Origin of the sequence: Mycolicibacterium thermoresistibile (assembly GCF_900187065.1) — a bacterium.
GTDB classification, from domain to species: Bacteria; Actinomycetota; Actinomycetes; order Mycobacteriales; family Mycobacteriaceae; genus Mycobacterium; species Mycobacterium thermoresistibile.
The window spans coordinates 1,274,870-1,293,511 of the sequence record NZ_LT906483.1; the positions used below are offsets into that span (position 1 = coordinate 1,274,870).

Sequence of the window (18,642 nt, forward strand, 5' to 3'; positions counted from 1 at the left end):
AGTGCACCTGCTACGCGGAGCGGTGCGGACCTATGCCTGGGGTTCGCGAACCGCGATTGCCGATTTCACCGGGCGGCCGAGCCCCACGATGCATCCGGAGGCGGAGTTGTGGTTCGGCGCCCATCCCGCGGATCCGGCCTACCTGCAGACCGACGACGGTGAGCAGTCCCTGCTCGACGCGCTCGCCGCGGACCCGGAGGGGCAGCTGGGCCCGGTCGCTCGCGGCCGGTTCGGTGACAGCGTCCCGTTCCTGGTCAAGGTGCTGGCCGCGGACGAACCGCTGAGCCTGCAGGCCCACCCGAGCGCCGAGCAGGCCGCGGAGGGCTACGCCCGCGAAGACCAACTCGGCATCCCGGTGTCCGCGCCGATGCGCAACTACCGCGACCGCAACCACAAGGCCGAACTGCTCGTCGCGCTCGGGCCGTTCGAGGCGCTGGCCGGTTTCCGTCCGGTCGCCGAGACCGTCGAACTGCTGCAGGCGCTGTCGGTGCCCGAACTGCAGACGGCGATCAACCTGCTGGACGGCCAGCCGGACGCCGACGGGCTGCGCACGGTGTTCACCACCTGGATCACCGCACCGCAACCGGATCTCGACGCTCTGGTCCCCGCGGTGCTGGAGGGCGCGGTCAGGTATGTCCAGTCCGGGCACACCCGGTTCGTCGCCGAGGCCAAGACGGTGCTGGAGCTGGGGGAGCGCTATCCGGGGGATGCCGGGGTGCTCGCCTCACTGCTGCTCAACCGGATCAGCCTCAAGGCGGGCGAGGGCATCTATCTGCCGGCCGGGAACCTGCACGCGTATCTGCACGGGATCGGCGTCGAGGTGATGGCGAACTCCGACAACGTGCTGCGGGGCGGTTTGACGCCCAAGCACGTCGACGTCCCCGAGCTGCTCCGGGTGCTCGACTTCACCCCGACGGCGGCCGCCGATCTGCATCCGGCCGTCACCCGAAACGACAGCGAACTGGTGTACCACACCCCGGCGCCGGAGTTCGCGGTGTCGGTGGTGACCGTCGACGGGGATCAGCTGGGCCACGAGATCGACGCGCCCAGCCGGCATGACGGACCGCAGATCCTGTTGTGCACCGAAGGCGCGACGATCGTGCGGGCCAAGACCAACTCGGTCACCCTGGAGCGTGGCGCGGCGGCCTGGGTGTCGGCCGATGACGGCCCGATCCGGTTGGAGGCCCACAAGCCGACGAAACTGTTCCGGGTGACGGTCGGGATCTAACCGCCGGTCTCGGGGCCGCGGCGCCGGTTGAGCCCCGGCAGGCGCCTGATTCCGGCCTGTGCGAGCGCGACGGCGGTGCCGACCGTCAACCCGATCACCGCCGACGCCAACGTGTTCACCAGCCATGCCAGTGGTCCGCCGAACGCCCCGGTGGCGGCGCGCACCGACTCCTCGGCGGAGTGGATGAGCCCGTAGGGCCAGTGCCAGCCGAGGGTGTCGGTGCCGAGCAGCAGGATGTGACCGCCCACCCACAACATGGCGATGGTGCCGATCACCGACAGCGCGGCCAGCACCTTCGGCATCGCGGTCACCAGGCTCCGGCCCAGCCGCCGGGTGGCCTGGGTGGCCCGTTGGGCCAGTCGCAGCCCGATGTCGTCCATCTTCACGATGAGCGCCACCACGCCGTACACCGCGGCCGTGATGACCAGCGCCACCACCACCAGGATGATCAGTCGCGGCAGGAACGGCTGGTGCGCCACCTCATTGAGCGCGATCACCATGATCTCGGCCGACAGGATGAAGTCGGTGCGGATCGCTCCGGACGCCATCTGATTCTCCGCGTCCGGGCCGACCAGGCTGCTCGGCACCGCGGGATGGTGGTGACCATCGCCCGGTCCGATGCGCGCCCACACCTTCTCGGCGCCCTCGAAGCACAGGTAGGTGGCGCCCAGCATCAACAGCGGGGTGAGCAGCCAGGGCAGGAACTGACTGAGCAGCAGCGCCGCCGGCAGGATGAACAGCAGTTTGTTGCGCACCGAGCCGATGGCGATGCGTTTGATGATCGGCAGCTCGCGCTCGGCGGCGATGCCGTGCACATACTGGGGCGTCACCGCGGTGTCGTCGATGACGACCCCGGCTGCCTTGGCCGTCGCCCGGCCCGCGGCGGCGCTGATGTCGTCGACCGACGCCGCCGCCATCCGGGCGAGGGCCGCGACATCGTCGAGCAGCCCGAACAGTCCCGCGCTCATCGCGTGCCGTCCATGGCATCGGAGGTTACCCGCGACGCCGCCGAACCGCGCATCACCTCGAGACGACGGGGCCGTCGCGCCACACTGGTGCTGAACACACTGGGTACATTCCCCTGAGCGGACCGGATTGAGGGGTGGTATGACCGACAGATTGCGGGTCAAATCGGTCGAGCAGTCGATCGCCGACACCGATGAACCTGACTCCCGGTTGCGGAAAGACCTGAGCTGGTGGGATCTCACGGTCTTCGGGGTGTCGGTGGTGATCGGCGCCGGCATCTTCACCGTCACCGCCTCGACGGCCGGCAACATCACCGGACCCGCCATCTCGGTGTCCTTCATCATCGCGGCGATCGCCTGCGGACTGGCCGCACTGTGCTACGCCGAATTCGCCTCCACCGTCCCGGTCGCCGGCAGCGCGTACACGTTCTCGTATGCGACCTTCGGCGAATTCGTGGCCTGGATCATCGGCTGGGACCTCATTCTGGAGTTCTCGGTGGCCGCCGCGGTCGTCGCCAAGGGGTGGTCCAGCTATCTCGGCGAGGTCTTCGAGTTCGCCGGGGCGACCACCCGGCTCGGGCCGATCACCCTGGACTGGGGCGCCCTGCTGATCATCGGCTTCGTCACCGTGCTGCTGGCCACCGGCACCAAGCTGTCGGCGAACGTCTCGCTGGCGATCACCGTCATCAAGGTGGGGGTCGTGCTGCTGGTGGTGATCGTGGGCGCGTTCTTCATCAAGGCCGCCAACTACACCCCCTTCATCCCGCCCGCCGAAGCCGGTGGTGAGGCCGGCAGGAGTCTGGACCAGTCACTGTTCTCACTCATCACCGGGGCCGAGGGCAGCAGCTACGGGTGGTACGGCCTGTTGGCCGGCGCGTCGATCGTGTTCTTCGCGTTCATCGGTTTCGACATCATCGCCACCACCGCGGAGGAGACCAAGAACCCGCAGCGCGATGTGGCCCGCGGCATCATGGCCACGCTGGGCATCGTCACGGTGCTCTACGTGGCGGTCTCGCTGGTCCTGACCGGGATGGTCCACTACACCGAACTGCGGGCCGCCGGTGAGAACGCCAACCTGGCGACCGCGTTCGCGGCCAACGGTATCGACTGGGCCGCCAAGGTGATCTCGATCGGCGCCCTGGCCGGGCTGACCACCGTGGTCATCGTGTTGGTGCTCGGCCAGACGCGGGTGCTGTTCGCGATGTCCCGCGACGGGTTGCTGCCGCGGCCTCTCAGCAAGACCGGGCCCCGCGGCACGCCGGTGCGGATCACGGTGCTGGTCGGTGCTCTGGTCGCGATCGCCGCTTCGGTGTTCCCGGTCGGCAATCTCGAGGAGATGGTCAATATCGGCACCCTGTTCGCATTCGCCTTGGTGTCAGCGGGTGTCATCGTGCTGCGGCGGACCCGGCCCGACCTCAAGCGCGGGTTCCGGGTGCCGTTCGTGCCCTGGCTGCCGCTGGCCGCCATTGCGGCCTGCCTGTGGCTGATGCTCAACCTCACCGGGTTGACCTGGGTCCGGTTCCTGGGCTGGATGGCGCTCGGACTGGTGCTCTACTTCTTCTACGGCCGGCATCATTCGATGCTCGGGCGGGGCATGACCGACATCTCGGCACGCCGGACGGGCTGACTCCTCTTTACAAATCGGTCATCGATGTCTAGACATCCGACAACGAGCTCTGTATCGTCTAATTCACGTGTGGTGCAGCTCTCAGGAGGAGTGAGTCATGACGACCGAGCTGTCGAACGTCGACGCCACGGTGTGGCGCGACAAGAAGCGGTATCTGTGGCTGCTGGGTCTGGTCGCCCCGACCGCCCTGTTCTTCATGCTTCCGGTGGTGTGGGCGTTCAACAAGCTCGACTGGCACATCGCCGCCCAGGTGCCGTTCTGGATCGGCCCGATCCTGGTGTACGTGCTGTTGCCGATCCTGGACCTCCGTTTCGGTCCGGACGGCCAGAATCCGCCGGATGAGGTGATGGAGCGGCTCGAGAACGACAGGTACTACCGCTACTGCACCTACCTCTACATCCCGTTCCAGTACGCCAGCTTCATCGTCGGGGCGTATCTGTTCACCGCCACCGACCTGGGCTGGCTCGGCTTCGACGGCGGCCTGGGCTGGCCGGCCAAGCTGGGTCTGGCGTTGTCGGTCGGCGTCCTCGGCGGCGTCGGCATCAACACCGCGCACGAACTCGGCCACAAGAAGGACTCACTGGAACGCTGGCTGTCGAAGATCACCCTGGCGCAGACCGGCTACGGCCACTTCTACATCGAACACAACCGCGGTCACCATGTCCGTGTCGCCACCCCCGAGGACCCCGCGTCGGCGCGGTTCGGGGAGACGTTCTGGGAGTTCCTGCCGCGCAGTGTCTTCGGCGGGCTGAAATCCGGCTGGCAGCTCGAGGCGCAGCGGCTCCGCCGGGCCGGCAAGAGCCCGTGGCATCCCAGCAACGACGTGCTCAACGCGTGGGCGATGACGGTGGTGCTGTGGGGCGTGCTGATCGCGGTGTTCGGCGTCGGAGTGATCCCCTACCTGCTCATCCAGGCGGTGTTCGGCTTCAGTCTGCTCGAATCGGTCAACTACCTCGAGCACTACGGTCTGCTCCGGCAGAAGACCGCAAGCGGCCGCTACGAACGCTGCACCCCCGAACACAGCTGGAACTCAGACCATCTGGTGACCAACCTGTTCCTGTACCACCTGCAGCGCCACAGCGACCACCACGCCAACCCCACCCGTCGGTACCAGACGCTGCGCAGCCTCGACGGCTCGCCGAATCTGCCCAGCGGCTACGCCACCATGATCGGGTTGACCTACATCCCGCCGCTGTGGCGTCGGGTCATGGACCATCGGGTGCTCGAGCACTACGGCGGTGACATCACCAAGGTGAACGTGCACCCGCGGGTTCGGGAGAAGGTGGTGGCCAAGTACGGAGGCGCCCGGTGAGCGCCTACCGCTGCCCGGTCTGCGACTACGTCTACGACGAGGCCAAAGGGGCCGCGCGGGAGGGATTTCCGGCCGGAACTCCGTGGAGTGAAGTGCCCGACGACTGGCCGTGCCCCGATTGCGGGGTGCGCGACAAGGTCGACTTCGAACCGGTGACCGGCTGACGGCAGACATCGGCGCAGAGGGCACATCGACGCAGAGATACGGAGAGAACCGTGGATTACAAGCTCTACATGTGCGTGCAGTGCGGCTTCGAGTACGACGAGGCCAAGGGCTGGCCGGAGGAGGGCATCGCGCCGGGCACCCGCTGGGAGGACATCCCCGACGACTGGAGCTGCCCGGACTGCGGCGCGGCCAAGTCGGATTTCGAGATGGTGGAGGTTGCCCGCTCCTGACCGCTAGATTTGCGGTGTGGTGAGCCGGCGCGACAAGCGGGTCCCGTACGCCGAGGCGTCCAGGGTGCTGCTCCGGGATTCGATCCTGGACGGAATGCGAGAGTTGCTGCAGACCCGTGACTGGTCTCAGATCACCCTGGCGGACGTGGCGAAGGCCGCCGGGATCAGCCGGCAGACCATCTACAACGAATTCGGGTCCCGTCAGGGACTGGCGCAGGGGTACGCGCTGCGGCTGGCCGATCGCCTCGTCGATGAGGTCGACGAGGCGATCGCGAACAACGTCGGCGACATCCATGCCGCGTTTCTGGCCGGATTCCGGAAGTTCTTCGCCGAGTCGGCCGCCGATCCGCTGGTGATCTCGCTGCTCACCGGAAGCGCGAAACCGGACCTGTTGCAGCTCATCACCACCGACAGCGCACCGATCATCACGCGGGCGTCGCAACGGCTCACCGAATCGTTCCAGAGCAGCTGGGTGCGGGCCAGCGAGGAGGACGCCGGAGTGCTGGCGCGCGCGATCGTGCGACTGGCCATGAGCTACGTGTCGATGCCACCGGAGGCCGACCACGACGTGGCCCACGATCTGGCCCGGCTGATGACGCCGTTCGCCGAACGTTACGGTGTCATTGAAGAGGTTTAGCGGCGCCGCCGATCGCGAGGCTAATCTCGACCGAATCAAGTAGTTCTGACTGCGCGAGTGAGGAAGTAGATGACCACGACCGAGAAGATGACCGCCGATGTCCGCAATGGCATCGACTTCAAGGTCGCCGACCTCTCGCTGGCCGAATTCGGCCGAATGGAGATCCGGCTCGCCGAACACGAGATGCCCGGGCTGATGGCGTTGCGCCGCGAGTACGCCGATGTGCAGCCGCTGAAGGGGGCGCGCATCTCGGGTTCACTGCACATGACCGTGCAGACCGCGGTGCTCATCGAGACGCTCACCGCGCTGGGCGCCGAGGTCCGGTGGGCGAGCTGCAACATCTTCTCCACCCAGGACCACGCCGCCGCGGCCGTGGTCGTCGGCCCGCACGGCACGCCGGAGGAACCCAAGGGTGTGTCGGTGTTCGCCTGGAAGGGCGAGACGCTCGAGGAGTACTGGTGGGCCGCCGAGCAGATGCTGACCTGGCCGGGCGAGCCGGCGAACATGATCCTCGACGACGGTGGCGACGCCACCATGATGGTGCTGCGCGGCGCTCAGTACGAGAAGCAGGGCGTGGTGCCGCCGGTCGAGGAGGACGACCCGGCCGAGTGGAAGGTCTTCCTGTCGACGCTGCGCAAGACCTTCGAAACCGACAAGACCAAGTGGACGAAGATCGCCGAGTCGGTCAAGGGGGTCACCGAGGAGACCACCACCGGTGTGCTGCGGCTGTACCAGTTCGAGGCGGCCGGTGAGCTGCCGTTCCCGGCGATCAACGTCAACGACTCGGTCACCAAGAGCAAGTTCGACAACAAGTACGGCACCCGGCACTCGCTGATCGACGGCATCAACCGCGGCACCGACGTGCTGATCGGCGGGAAGAAGGCGCTGGTCTGCGGCTACGGCGACGTCGGCAAGGGATGTGCGGAGTCGCTGGCCGGGCAGGGTGCGCGGGTGCAGGTCACCGAGATCGACCCGATCAACGCGCTGCAGGCGCTGATGGACGGCTTCGACGTGGTGACCGTCGAGCAGGCGATCGCCGACGCGGACATCGTCATCACCGCGACCGGCAACAAGGACATCATCACCCTCGAGCACATGCGGGCGATGAAGAACCAGGCCATTCTCGGCAACATCGGGCATTTCGACAACGAGATCGACATGGCCGGGCTGGAGCGGTCGGGGGCGAAGAAGACGAACATCAAGCCCCAGGTGGATCTGTGGACGTTCGAGGACGGCAAGTCGATCATCGTGCTGAGCGAGGGCCGGCTGCTGAACCTGGGCAATGCCACCGGGCACCCGTCGTTCGTGATGAGCAACAGTTTCTCCAACCAGGTGATCGCGCAGATCGAGCTGTGGACCAAGAACGACGAGTACGACAACGCCGTGTACCGGCTGCCCAAGCACCTCGATGAGAAGGTCGCCCGCATCCACGTCGAGGCGCTCGGCGGCACCCTGACCAAGCTCACCAAGGAGCAGGCCGAGTACATCGGGGTCGACGTCGAGGGCCCGTACAAGCCGGAGCACTACCGGTACTGATGATGACCACTCGTGCGGGGTGGTCGCGGCTGATCTTCGCAGCGGTCCTGTGCGCCGCCGGACTGCTGATCGCCCCGACCCCGAATGCTGTTGCCGCGGCGCCGAACTGGTCCTGGCTGGACGCCCGGCACTATGCCGGACCGATTCCGGCGGAACCGACGTTGCTGGAATCGGTGCGGCTCGACCCGGCGTTGTCGGTGCGCGGGGCGGGCGAGGCGTACCGGATTCTGTACTCGACGGTCAACCAATACGGTCAGCCTGCGGTGAGTACCGCCGCGGTGTTCGTGCCGCACGGCGAGGCGCCATCCGGCGGATGGCCGGTGGTCGCGTGGGCGCACGGCACGGTCGGATTGGGCGACGACTGCACCCCCTCGGCGTTGCCGCGCTCCGCACGTGACGACGAGTACCTGTCGCACTGGCTCGACCAGGGCTACGCGGTGGTCGCCACCGATTACGTGGGCCTCGGCACGCCGGGGCTGATGAGCTACCTCAACAGCGTGGCGACAGCCCACGCGGTCATCGATTCGGTGGTCGCCGCGCACCAGTTGGACCTGCCGTTGTCCCCGAAGTGGGCGATCGTCGGCCAGTCCCAGGGCGGCGGCGCGGCGGTGAACAGTGCGCGGTGGGCGACCGAGTTCAGTGCCGGCAGCGGTCTGGACTACCGCGGTGTGGTGGCGACCGGTACCCCGGCGAACATCGAGACCGTCGTCAAGATGGGTGCCCCGGACATGCAGCTGCCGCCGGAACTCGGGCCGGCGGCCAACAGCTACACCGCCTACATCCTGGCGGCGTTCCGGGAAGCGCGGCCGGACATCGACGTCGACTCGGTGCTGACGCCGGCTGGGCTGGAAGCCGTGGCCAAGGCCGAAACGGTGTGCAAACCGCAATTGGACTCCGAACTGGCCGGTATGACACCGGCGCAGTTCTTCAGCGCGCCGTTGGCCTCCGTGCCCGGACTCCCCGAAGCCCTCGACGAGTACATGGGCACCCCGGTCACCGGTTATGACCGTCCGATCTTCCTCGGGGTGGGCCTGCTCGACCGCGACGTGCCGCCGCAGTCGACGCTGAAGTTCTACGATCAGCTGGTCGCGCACAATCAGAACGTCGAACTGCGCATCTACCCGCACGAGGATCACAGCGGTACGGTGCTGGCGTCCCTGCCGGACTCCACGCCGTTCCTGGCCGCCGCATTCGCAGACTGAGTCCAAGCACGGGCGTCGCACAGCCCGCAGACCCGAGTGATGCTCATCGCCGCCTCCGCCCCGCACCCCCTGGTGCCTTGTTAACGTCACGAGATGGTGCGGGGATTCGCCGGATCGGTCTGCGTGCTGCTGATCGTGTCGATGGGTATGTCATCGCCGCTCGCACGGGCCGAAGATCCGTTCACACATGAACAGAAGTACACCGCGTTCTACACTCCGCCCGACCCGTTGCCGCCAGGCGAACCCGGGGACCTGATCCGCACCGAGCCGGCCCGCCTGGTGTTGGAACCGTCCGGTCAGCTCGGCGCGATCATGGCGACCGGTACGCGGATCATGTATCGCAGCACCGACAGTCGCGGCAACCCGAACGTGGTCACCGGGATGTACTTCGAACCACACAACGACTGGCCGCACGGCGGTCCACGCCCGCTGATCGCGTACGGTCCGGGCACCCAGGGCCAGGGTGATCAGTGCGCTCCGTCGCGGATGTTCAGCGAGGGCATCCACTGGACCAGTGGGGCGGACATCATGTTCAACTACGAGGAGATGTTCGTGGCGACGATGGTGGCGCGCGGGTTCGCCATCGTCATGACCGACTACGAGGGGCTCGGCACACCCGGGGTGCACACCTATGTGAACCGGTTGGCGCAGGGGCATGCGTTGATCGACGCCGCCCGGGCAGCCAAGCGGTTACCGGGAACATCGCTCGATCCCGATGGGCCGGTGGCGTTCTGGGGTTATTCGCAAGGCGGTGGGGCGGCCGCCTCGGCTGCCGAGCTGGCCTCGACCTACGGACCCGAACTCGACGTGGTCGGCACCTATGCCGGCTCCCCGCCGGCCGACCTGGTCGCACTGCTGCCGTTCGCCGACGGAAGCGTTCTGGTGGGTGCCCTCGGATATGCGCTCAACGGTGCGATCGCCGCGTATCCCGAAGCCGAAGAGAAGATCCGGGCGACATTGACCCCGCGCGGTGCGCACATGCTCGATGAGGTCAAAGACCAGTGTGTCGGTGAGACGTTGATGAAGTTCGCCTTCCGGCACCTGCAGCCGTACTTCAACGTGGACATCTTCACCGCGGTCGAGGAGGAACCCTTCAAGAGCCTGTTCGAACTCCAGCGGCTCGGCGGACTGAAACCCGAGGGGCCGGTGCTGATCAACGCCAACCGGTTCGATCCCCTGGTGCCGTGGGCGCCCGCCATGCAGATGGGCAGGGACTGGTGTGCGATGGGCGCCGACGTCGAGGCCCGCACCAATGAGCAGCCACCGCTGTTCAACAAGCTGATCGTCAATCACGGGCTACCCATGCTGGTGGACGGTGAACCGGCGATGCAGTGGATCGCGGACCGGTTCAAAGGGGTGCCGACCGCACCGAACTGCGGGCGGTTCTAGTGTCGGCCGGTGTGGCGTCACTGGATAGGATTCCGTCACTTACCACATGATCGCGGGGAGGACGGTCATCGACGGAGCGACAGACCACACCACGGCGGCCGGCGGTGACACCATCGCCGCGGCCGACGCCCACCTCGCCGCCGGTGACCATCGCCGTGCCGTGACGTTGCTGCGGTCCGCGTTGACCGACGCTCCCCATCATCCCCAATTGCTCGCACGCTGTGCGCAGGCATGCTACGGCCTGGGTGACTATGCGGGTGCGGCTGCGGCGGCGTACGCGGCGCTGACGGTCGCGCCGACTGACGAGAACGCCATGACGGTGTACGCGTTGGCACTGCAGCGTCAGGGCCGGTATGCCGAGGCGTTGCACATGGCGTGGACGACCGCCGACACCCATCGCGAGTCCGGACACGCCCAATACGTGTACGCCGGTGTGTTGGCCGAGTGCGGACATCTGACGGCGGCGCTCGACGTCATCGAGCGTGCGATCCGGCTCGACGGGGCGGTGGCGGACTATTGGACCCTGCGCGGCGACATCTACCGTCAGCTGTGGGGGCCGACCGGCGGCCGATCAGAGCCATCAGCAGGCGCTGCGTCTCGATCCGGACAATGCCGGCGTGATGCGGAATCTGGCGGCCAACAGATTGCCGCCCGGACCCATGGGCAAGAGACTTCGTCCTCTGGTGGCGGCGTACGAGACTCACCCCGAGATGCGGCCCTACCTGTACGGGGAGATCGCGAAGGCGTTGGCCCGGGTGCTTTGGGCCGGAATGCTACTGGCGATACCGCTTCTCATCGTGCTTGCAGCGCCTGAGGAGGGTCTCAACGGTTCGTGGGCCACGATCGCGCCCAGAGTTATCGCCGCAACAGGCACGGTGGCGTCGGTGGCGGTGATTGTGTGGGTGATGCGAACCGTTCCGGACCGCCTGTTGCGATCGATGTTACGACGGTACCGAATCGTGTCCGCGCGGCTGGTATTCGTGATCGTCGCGGTCTTCCTGGGGGTGACGGTCACCATCTTCGGTAAGACTCCGGTAACTCTTTCCCTTGCCCTGCCGCTGCTGATCATCGGTCTGTTCGTGTTGCGGTGGATGGGACCGTTCCGAATCAGTGATCGGATAGTGCGGCACGATTAGCGGCGGTCGGGAGGGTCTGCCGCCTTACCGCCTGAGCTTCAATTCGAAGGCTGTTCCTCGGTGTCCTCGCGATTTCTGACACCCAGATTGTTCAGGTTGCCGGCCGTATTCTCGATGTGATCGAGCACGGTTTCGTGAGCCGGCGGCTCGACTGGCGCGCGTTCACCGCCATGGCCGGCATCAGCGCGCTGCGCGGGCGGTCTCCCAGCCGGGGATGGGGCGGGCTCAACCCCACGTCCGGGGATGCCGGTTCCTGGAATCCCTGGGGTTCTCGCGTCGACTCCGCGGCCAAATGCGCTCGCAGCCCTGCCTAGGGATGTTGTCGCACGGGTTGTTCCGCCCAGCACGCCGACGGGGGTGAAGAAGGAGCCGACGTTGAAGATCGCTTCCCCAGCTGCACGGCCCGGATTTTCTCCTGACCACTTGTCCCACGCCACTATCGTTTTGCCCATTTCCGCAAGGATTTCCGGCATTTTCGTTGGGTCTGGTCCAACTGTGAGGGCCAGATTGGCCAGGCCCCTCCAGGTGTCGGCGTCGGCCAACGCCACCACGCCGGTGACCGTGCCGATCAGTCCCGTCACCACACCCACCCCGAGGTCGGTGCGGAGCTCGATGCGATCAGCCATGGCTCCACCCACCTGTTCGCCGAAGACCGCGACCAAGTTGGGCCGCAACCATTTCTGGAACGCGGTCGCAGCGTCGCCGATCAGGGTGGCGAGTTCCTCGAGGAGTCCTATCACCCCTTTGACCTGACGTTGGAAATTGTCCAGAACGGTGCGAACGTCGCGGGCGACCTCGCGAAGAATGTCCTTCCCGTCACCGGTGAGAATCCCCTTCACCGTGTGGAACAAGCCGCTGATCGACACTCTGCCCACCAGTCGGCGGATCGCGTCCTGGGTCCCTTGAACGGTGGCAGCGAAATCCTCGACCTCGCGTGCCACCTCCACGCTCGCATCCGTCAACGCCGAAATCCCCCGCGCCAGCTCGTCCAGGCCGGAGACAATGGCCGGGGTCTCAGGGGTGTTCTGCGCACTGACAACCGCTAGCACCGGCGCCAGCTGCGGCTCGAAGACGGCGAATCCGTGTGCGAAGTTGCGCCACTGCGCAACGGTCAACCTCAGCATCGCCGGATTTCCCGACGGCCACGCCATATTCAAGAACGGTCGGATCATCGCGAATCGAGGCGGAGGCGGCACCACCATCGAGTTCGGTCCGGCGGAGATGTCAGCGGCCGTCGTCATGCCCGGCTCACCGCCCAGACCGACCGGACCGCCTCCGCCGACAGTCGAAGCCGCGTCGGCGTTCTGGTAGTTCACACCGGTCGCCTCCAACCGGAATCCGACGCTAACCCGACCTTCACACCGGCCGGATCCAGACCGGACGCGATACCGCTCGACAATGCCGAGCCCAACGCGTCGGACAGCATGCCCAATTGCGAGCCGAGGGATCCCAAATGACGACCGGCGCGGATGACCGCTTCCGGATCAACCTCGATCCGCCCACCGGCTGTTCCGACAGTTACTGCCACATCTGCCCGTTCTTTGTCACCGCATCCGCATAGTTCCTGTGCGCAGTCTCAGCGACCTGGCGTAGTTGCGACAACGCCGGTCTTCATCTGCTCGACCCTGCCCGCAGCTGAGCGAAATCCACCACCAACACCGTCGATGTCTCCTACTCGGCCGGCCGGCTGCCGGCAGCCTGTCGTGCATCGCCGCTGAGGTGATGCGTGGCCGGCCGCTCCGAAACGTCATCGCGCTGCGCGGAGTCCGCAGACAGCTTCTCCGACGCTTCTGTGGGTACGGTTTCCGTTGCTCGGGACTCACCTACTTGCTGAGCCGGCCCGGTGGCGGGCTGACCGGCTTGCGCCACGGACTGGCCCGCGTGCATCTGCGAGCCGATCGCCTGAGCGCCGTGCTCATCGGTCTCGGCGTATTCCTTACCGGCCACCGTGAGCACCCGGACATCACGTGGACGGCGTGGATGACCTGCCCGGCGCCGTCATGCCACTGCTCCCATGCCGATCCGAACGCCGACGCCGCGTCACCTCTCCAGCCTGACCCGAGCGTCTCCCGGACTTGCAGATCCACGTTCGACAGCCCGTCCTGTAAACGCTGCCCGGCGTCGTGCAGGCGTGCGGCCGCCGTGTACAGCTCGGACACCGCGACTTGAAGCGAAGGTTCCATCTGGCGCAACCCCCGATCCCACCGACATCTGCCTCCTGCCTCGACCCTGATCGCAGCAAAGCGGGCTCCGGTGCACCAGTTACGCTGCGGCAGTGCTGATCGCTATTGAAGGTGTCGACGGTGCCGGTAAGCGCACGCTGACGGACGGGCTGCGGGCGGCGTTGGTGAGCAGCCACAGATCGGTCGCCGACCTGGCGTTCCCGAGGTACGGCCGGTCCATCACGGCCGACCTGGCGGCCGAGGCACTGCACGGTCAACACGGCGACCTCGCCTCGAGCGTGTACGCGATGGCGGTGCTGTTCGCGATCGACCGGGCCGGAGCCCGCGATCACATCACCGAACTGCTGGCCACCCACGATGTGGTGATCCTGGACCGCTACGTCGCGTCCAACGCCGCCTACAGCGCGGCCCGGCTGCATCAGGGCGTCGACGGCGAGGTTGTCGAGTGGGTGCGGGCGTTGGAGTTCGATCGGCTGCAGCTGCCCCGACCGGACCGGCAGATCCTGCTCGACGTGCCCGCCGAACTCGCGGCCGAGCGGGCGGAGCGCCGCGCCGAGCAGGAGGTGGACCGGGCCCGCGACGCCTATGAGCGTGACGACGGCCTGCAGCGCCGGACCGCGGCCGTCTACACAGCGCTGGCCGCTGCCGAGTGGGGTGGGCGCTGGTCGGTCGTCGGGCCCGACGTCGACCCGGCGGCACTGGCGGCGACGCTGGTGGACGGCTGACCGGCGAGGGTTCTGGCAGGAAACCCGACCGAAACGCGTGCGGATCTCCTAGCCTGGACCCTTCGGTGCACAAAACGCCCGGTGTGGTAGCTCCGATTTGTCGCGATTCGGTGACAACATGGACACCATGAGGCAGAGAATTCTCGTTGTCGATGACGATCCTTCGCTGGCCGAGATGCTCACCATCGTGCTTCGGGGCGAAGGATTCGACACCGCGGTCATCGGCGACGGCAGTCAGGCGCTCACCGCGGTCCGCGAGCTGCGACCCGATCTGGTCTTGCTGGACCTGATGCTGCCGGGCATGAACGGTATCGACGTCTGCCGGGTGCTGCGTGCCGATTCCGGCGTGCCGATCGTGATGCTCACCGCCAAGAGCGACACCGTCGACGTGGTGCTGGGCCTGGAGTCCGGCGCCGACGACTACGTGGTCAAACCGTTCAAACCGAAGGAGCTGGTCGCACGGGTGCGGGCGCGGCTGCGCCGCAACGAGGACGAACCCGCGGAGATGCTGTCGATCGGCGATATCGACATCGACGTCCCCGCGCACAAGGTCACCCGCAACGGCGAGCAGATCCAGCTCACTCCGCTGGAGTTCGACCTGCTGGTGGCGTTGGCGCGGAAACCGCGGCAGGTGTTTACTCGTGATGTGTTGCTCGAACAGGTGTGGGGCTATCGCCACCCCGCTGACACCCGTTTGGTGAACGTGCATGTTCAGCGGTTGCGGGCCAAGGTGGAGAAGGACCCGGAGAACCCGCAGGTGGTCCTGACCGTTCGAGGAGTGGGGTACAAGGCCGGCCCGCCATGATCCACACCGCCCGGCGGTGGCGATGATCTTCAGTTCCAGGCGCCGTATCCGCGGCCGGTCGGGTCCGCTGCTGCGCGGATTCGGCGCGCTCGGTCGTGCGCTGGGTCACCTGTGGCGGCGTTCCCTGCAACTGCGGGTGGTCGCACTCACGCTCGGGTTGTCGCTCGCCGTCATCGTCGTGCTCGGGTTCGTTCTGACCAGCCAGATCACCGACCGCATCCTCGAGGTCAAGGTGCAGGCGGCGATCGAGGAGATCGAACGGGCCCGCAACACCGTCAGCGGCATCGTGGGTGGCGAGGAAACCCGGTCGCTGGACAGCAGCCTGCAGTTGGCCCGTAACACCCTGATCGACCGCAAGGCCGATGAGGGGTCGGGGCTGGCCGGAACCTTCGACGCGGTGCTGGTCGTGCCCGGTGACGGGCCGCGTGCGGCGACGACGGCCGGACCCGTGCAGCAGATCCCCACCGGCCTGCGCGACTTCGTCAAGGCCGGTCAGGTGAGCTACCAGTACGCCACGGTGCACACCGACAACTTCGCCGGGCCCGCGCTGCTCGTGGGCAGCCCCACCGGGTCTTCGACGTCATCGGTGACCAACCTCGAGCTGTACCTGATCTTCCCGCTGAACAACGAGGAGAGCACCATCGCGTTGGTGCGCGGCACCATCGCCACCGGCGGTCTGGTGCTGCTCGGCCTGCTGGCGGCGATCTCGCTGCTGGTGGCGCGGCAGGTGGTGCTGCCGGTCCGTTCGGCGTCGCGGATCGCCGAACGGTTCGCCGAAGGGCACCTCACCGAGCGGATGCCGGTCCGCGGCGAGGACGACATGGCCCGGCTGGCGATGAGCTTCAACGACATGGCCGAGAGCCTGTCCCGCCAGATCACCCAGCTCGAGGAGTTCGGGAACCTGCAGCGGCGGTTCACCTCCGACGTCAGCCACGAGTTGCGCACTCCGCTGACCACGGTGCGGATGGCCGCCGATCTGATCCACGACAACAGTGCGGATCTCGACCCCGCGCTGCGTCGCTCGATCGAGTTGATGGTCAGCGAACTCGACCGGTTCGAATCGCTGCTCAACGATCTGCTGGAGATCTCCCGCCACGACGCCGGCGTCGCCGAGTTGTCGGTCGAGTCGGTCGACCTGCGTTCCACCGTGCGCAGCGCGTTGGACAATGTGGGGCATCTGGCCGACGACGCCGGTATCGAACTGCTCATGGATTTGCCCGAACACGAGGTGATCGCGGAGGTGGACTCGCGCCGGGTGGAGCGCATCCTGCGCAACCTGATCGCCAACGCCATCGACCACGCCGAACGCAAGCCGGTGCGGATCCGGATGGCCGCGGACGAGGACACCGTCGCGGTCACCGTCCGCGACTACGGGGTGGGGCTGCGGCCGGGGGAGGAGAAACTGGTGTTCAGCCGGTTCTGGCGGTCGGACCCGTCCCGGGTGCGCCGCTCCGGCGGCACCGGTCTGGGCCTGGCCATCAGCGTCGAGGACGCCCGCCTGCACCAGGGCCGGCTCGAAGCCTGGGGCGAGCCGGGCAAGGGGGCCTGCTTCCGGCTCACCCTGCCGCTGGTGCGCGGTCACAAGGTGACGACCAGCCCGCTGCCGCTCAAACCGATGGACGAGTCCGGTGCGCGGGCGGCCCAGCGGGCCAACAGACATCGGGAACCGGCGGGAGAAGGCGTGTGACCCGCCGTTTCCTGATCCTGATCGCCGTCACGATGATCGGGGTGCTCACCGGTTGCGCGGGGGTGCCCAGCTCGTCGTCCCCACAAGCCGTCGGCACAGTGGAACGCCCGGCGCCACCCACGCTGCCCAAGCCGACCCCGGACATGGTCCCCGACGTGCTGTTGCGCGAATTCCTCAAGGCCACAGCGGATCCCGCCAACCGGCACCTCGCTGCGCGGCAGTTCCTCACCGAGTCCGCGTCGCAGGGTTGGGACGATGCCGGCGGGGCACTGTTGGTCGACCGGGTGGGGTTCGTGGAGAATTCCGGACCACAACGGGTTTCGGTCAGCATGCGGGCGGACATCCTGGGTTCGCTGTCGGATATGGGGGTGTTCGAGACCGCCGAGGGGGAGCTGCCGGACCCGGGTCCGATCGAACTGGTCCGGACGCCGGACGGCTGGCGGATCGACAAACTGCCCAACGGCGTCTTCCTGGACTGGCAGCAGTTCCAGGAGACCTACCGACGCCACACCCTGTACTTCGCCGACAACACCGGCAGCACCGTGGTGCCCGATCCGCGCTACGTGGCGGTATCCGATCCGGATCAGCTGGCCACCGAACTGGTGAGCAAGCTGATCGTCGGTCCCCGGCCGGAGATGGCCGGCACGGTGCGCAATCTGCTGGAACCGCCGCTGCGGCTGCGCGGCCCGGTCACCCGCGCCGACGGTGGCCGCACCGGGGTGGGCCGCGGCTACGGCGGCGCGAGAATCGATCTGGAGAACCTGTCGACCACCGATCCGCAGAGTCGCCAACTCCTTGCCGCGCAGATCATCTGGACGTTGGCGCGGGCCGGGATCAACGGCCCCTACGTGATCAACGCGGACGGGGCCGCGTTGGATGACCGGTTCGCCGAGGGATGGAAGACCTCCGACGTGGCCGCCACCGATCCGGGTGCGGACGACGGCGCCGCCGCCGGCCTGCACGCCCTGGTCGACGGGCGGCTGGTCTCGGTGGACGGGCAGCGGGCGGCGCCGGTACCCGGGGCGTTCGGCCACGCCCCCAACCAGATTTCCGCGGCGTTGTCCCGCAACGGTCAACGGGTCGCCTCGGTGGTGACGGAACGGCCCGGCGCCCCCGACATGGCCGCCACGATGTGGGTCGGCCCGCTGGGCGGGCAGGCCGCGCCGGCCATCGAAGCCCGCAGCCTGTCGCGGCCCACGTGGGCGCTCGACGGGGCGGTGTGGGTGGTGGTGGACGGCCAGAACGTGGTGCGGGTGGTTCCCGAGACCGCTTCGGGTCAGCCGGCCCGGATCCCGGTCGACACCACCGCGGTGTCGACCGAGTTCCCCGGGCCGATCGCGGAACTGCAGCTGTCCCGTGACGGCACCCGCGCCGCGATGGTGATCGAGGGGCTCGTCGTGCTGGCCGGCGTCGAACAGACACCCGATGGGCAGTACGTGCTAACCCACCCCCGCCGGCTCGGATACGGACTGGGCAACACCGCGGTCTCGCTGTCCTGGCGCACCGGCGACGACATCGTCGTCACCCGCACCGACCCGCAGAACCCGGTCTCCTACGTCAACCTCGACGGCGTCAACTCCGACGGCCCCAGCCGTAATCTGCTGATGCCGGTGCGGACGGTGGTGGCCAGCCCGTCCACCGTGTACGTCGCCGACGCCCGCGGCGTGCTGCAGCTGTCGGGGTCGGCAGCCGAGGACAATCTCGGCTGGACCGAGGTGCGGTCGCTGATGTCGCCCGGGGCGATCCCGGTGTTGCCCGGCTGACCGGCCGGGGCGGGGCCGAACTCCTGCGCGGCCGAACCCCTGCGCGGCCGAA

At 67.4% G+C, this 18,642-nt stretch carries 17 protein-coding genes and 2 pseudogenes; 15 read left to right on the forward strand and 4 right to left on the reverse strand.

The window, feature by feature from the left end; all coding sequences use genetic code 11:
• The first annotated feature begins 1 nt into the window (after window position 1).
• Window positions 2–1,228 carry a mannose-6-phosphate isomerase, class I gene (manA, locus tag CKW28_RS05915; protein ID WP_003927989.1) on the forward strand — a complete coding sequence of 409 codons (1,227 nt, stop codon included), beginning with the start codon at window positions 2–4 and terminating at the stop codon, window positions 1,226–1,228.
• Here the strand turns inward: manA and CKW28_RS05920 are convergent.
• Window positions 1,225–2,196 (reverse strand): DUF808 domain-containing protein, encoded by a 972-nt coding sequence (locus tag CKW28_RS05920; RefSeq protein ID WP_003927988.1) that lies wholly within the window; start codon window positions 2,194–2,196, stop codon window positions 1,225–1,227. The genes manA and CKW28_RS05920 overlap by 4 nt on opposite strands.
• A gap of 139 nt (window positions 2,197–2,335) precedes the next feature.
• Between CKW28_RS05920 and CKW28_RS05925 the strand changes: the two genes are divergently transcribed.
• From CKW28_RS05925 to CKW28_RS24050, 10 genes and pseudogenes are all read left to right on the forward strand, one after another.
• Window positions 2,336–3,820, forward strand: a complete 1,485-nt coding sequence (locus CKW28_RS05925; protein ID WP_003927987.1) for an amino acid permease — start codon at window positions 2,336–2,338, stop codon at window positions 3,818–3,820.
• 97 nt (window positions 3,821–3,917) lie between these two features.
• The gene (locus CKW28_RS05930) at window positions 3,918–5,132 is read left to right on the forward strand and encodes an alkane 1-monooxygenase (protein ID WP_003927986.1); all 1,215 of its coding nucleotides are present in this window, start codon (window positions 3,918–3,920) and stop codon (window positions 5,130–5,132) included.
• Window positions 5,129–5,296 carry a rubredoxin gene (locus tag CKW28_RS05935; protein WP_003927985.1) on the forward strand — a complete coding sequence of 56 codons (168 nt, stop codon included), beginning with the start codon at window positions 5,129–5,131 and terminating at the stop codon, window positions 5,294–5,296. Before CKW28_RS05930 ends, CKW28_RS05935 begins: the two co-directional genes overlap by 4 nt.
• Window positions 5,297–5,365: 69 nt before the next feature.
• Window positions 5,366–5,527, forward strand: a complete 162-nt coding sequence (locus CKW28_RS05940; protein WP_040548704.1) for a rubredoxin — start codon at window positions 5,366–5,368, stop codon at window positions 5,525–5,527.
• Between the two features lie 16 nt (window positions 5,528–5,543).
• Window positions 5,544–6,164, forward strand: a complete 621-nt coding sequence (gene alkX, locus CKW28_RS05945) for a TetR family transcriptional regulator AlkX (RefSeq protein WP_003927983.1) — start codon at window positions 5,544–5,546, stop codon at window positions 6,162–6,164.
• Between the two features lie 69 nt (window positions 6,165–6,233).
• Window positions 6,234–7,700 (forward strand): adenosylhomocysteinase, encoded by a 1,467-nt coding sequence (gene ahcY / locus CKW28_RS05950; RefSeq protein WP_003927982.1) that lies wholly within the window; start codon window positions 6,234–6,236, stop codon window positions 7,698–7,700.
• Window positions 7,700–8,902, forward strand: a complete 1,203-nt coding sequence (locus CKW28_RS05955; protein ID WP_003927981.1) for an alpha/beta hydrolase family protein — start codon at window positions 7,700–7,702, stop codon at window positions 8,900–8,902. Before ahcY ends, CKW28_RS05955 begins: the two co-directional genes overlap by 1 nt.
• A 93-nt stretch (window positions 8,903–8,995) precedes the next feature.
• On the forward strand, window positions 8,996–10,291 hold the full coding sequence (locus tag CKW28_RS05960; RefSeq protein WP_003927980.1) for a lipase family protein: 1,296 nt from the start codon (window positions 8,996–8,998) through the stop codon (window positions 10,289–10,291).
• Between the two features lie 46 nt (window positions 10,292–10,337).
• Window positions 10,338–10,778, forward strand: a pseudogene (locus CKW28_RS24420) (tetratricopeptide repeat protein); the annotation flags it as partial.
• Between the two features lie 130 nt (window positions 10,779–10,908).
• Window positions 10,909–11,427: a hypothetical protein gene (locus CKW28_RS24050; protein ID WP_234784986.1), complete on the forward strand. Its 519-nt coding sequence runs from the start codon at window positions 10,909–10,911 to the stop codon at window positions 11,425–11,427.
• Between the two features lie 38 nt (window positions 11,428–11,465).
• Here CKW28_RS24050 and CKW28_RS05975 read toward each other — a convergent pair whose 3' ends face one another.
• From CKW28_RS05975 to CKW28_RS24060, 3 genes and pseudogenes are all read right to left on the reverse strand, one after another.
• Window positions 11,466–12,743, reverse strand: a complete 1,278-nt coding sequence (locus tag CKW28_RS05975) for a hypothetical protein (RefSeq protein ID WP_131588080.1) — start codon at window positions 12,741–12,743, stop codon at window positions 11,466–11,468.
• 355 nt (window positions 12,744–13,098) lie between these two features.
• Complete coding sequence (locus CKW28_RS24055) at window positions 13,099–13,374, reverse strand: hypothetical protein (RefSeq protein WP_234784991.1); 276 nt, start codon at window positions 13,372–13,374, stop codon at window positions 13,099–13,101.
• 71 nt (window positions 13,375–13,445) lie between these two features.
• Window positions 13,446–13,610: pseudogene (locus CKW28_RS24060) on the reverse strand (WXG100 family type VII secretion target); the annotation flags it as partial.
• Window positions 13,611–13,702: 92 nt separating this feature from the next.
• On the opposite strand from CKW28_RS24060, the gene CKW28_RS05985 reads away from it, so the two are divergent.
• From CKW28_RS05985 to lpqB, 4 genes are all read left to right on the forward strand, one after another.
• A complete protein-coding gene (locus CKW28_RS05985) occupies window positions 13,703–14,335 on the forward strand; it encodes a dTMP kinase (RefSeq protein WP_003927975.1) in 633 nt (210 codons plus the stop codon).
• A gap of 118 nt (window positions 14,336–14,453) precedes the next feature.
• Entirely contained in the window at window positions 14,454–15,140 is a 687-nt protein-coding gene (gene mtrA / locus CKW28_RS05990; protein WP_040548698.1) for a two-component system response regulator MtrA, read from the forward strand.
• Window positions 15,141–15,162: 22 nt separating this feature from the next.
• The gene (gene mtrB, locus CKW28_RS05995; RefSeq protein WP_040548695.1) at window positions 15,163–16,827 is read left to right on the forward strand and encodes an MtrAB system histidine kinase MtrB; all 1,665 of its coding nucleotides are present in this window, start codon (window positions 15,163–15,165) and stop codon (window positions 16,825–16,827) included.
• An 11-nt stretch (window positions 16,828–16,838) separates the two neighbouring features.
• The gene (lpqB, locus tag CKW28_RS06000; RefSeq protein WP_276007756.1) at window positions 16,839–18,590 is read left to right on the forward strand and encodes an MtrAB system accessory lipoprotein LpqB; all 1,752 of its coding nucleotides are present in this window, start codon (window positions 16,839–16,841) and stop codon (window positions 18,588–18,590) included.
• The last annotated feature ends 52 nt before the right edge of the window (window positions 18,591–18,642 follow it).

Coding starts and splice junctions, on each gene's coding strand:
- CKW28_RS05920 (WP_003927988.1), bottom strand. CDS start 2,196: ATGAGCGCGGGACTGTTCGGGCTGCTCGACGATGTCGCGGCCCTCGCC.
- CKW28_RS05925 (WP_003927987.1), top strand. CDS start 2,336: ATGACCGACAGATTGCGGGTCAAATCGGTCGAGCAGTCGATCGCCGAC.
- CKW28_RS05930 (WP_003927986.1), top strand. CDS start 3,918: ATGACGACCGAGCTGTCGAACGTCGACGCCACGGTGTGGCGCGACAAG.
- CKW28_RS05940 (WP_040548704.1), top strand. CDS start 5,366: ATGTGCGTGCAGTGCGGCTTCGAGTACGACGAGGCCAAGGGCTGGCCG.
- ahcY (WP_003927982.1), top strand. CDS start 6,234: ATGACCACGACCGAGAAGATGACCGCCGATGTCCGCAATGGCATCGAC.
- CKW28_RS05955 (WP_003927981.1), top strand. CDS start 7,700: ATGATGACCACTCGTGCGGGGTGGTCGCGGCTGATCTTCGCAGCGGTC.
- CKW28_RS05960 (WP_003927980.1), top strand. CDS start 8,996: ATGGTGCGGGGATTCGCCGGATCGGTCTGCGTGCTGCTGATCGTGTCG.
- mtrA (WP_040548698.1), top strand. CDS start 14,454: ATGGACACCATGAGGCAGAGAATTCTCGTTGTCGATGACGATCCTTCG.
- mtrB (WP_040548695.1), top strand. CDS start 15,163: ATGATCTTCAGTTCCAGGCGCCGTATCCGCGGCCGGTCGGGTCCGCTG.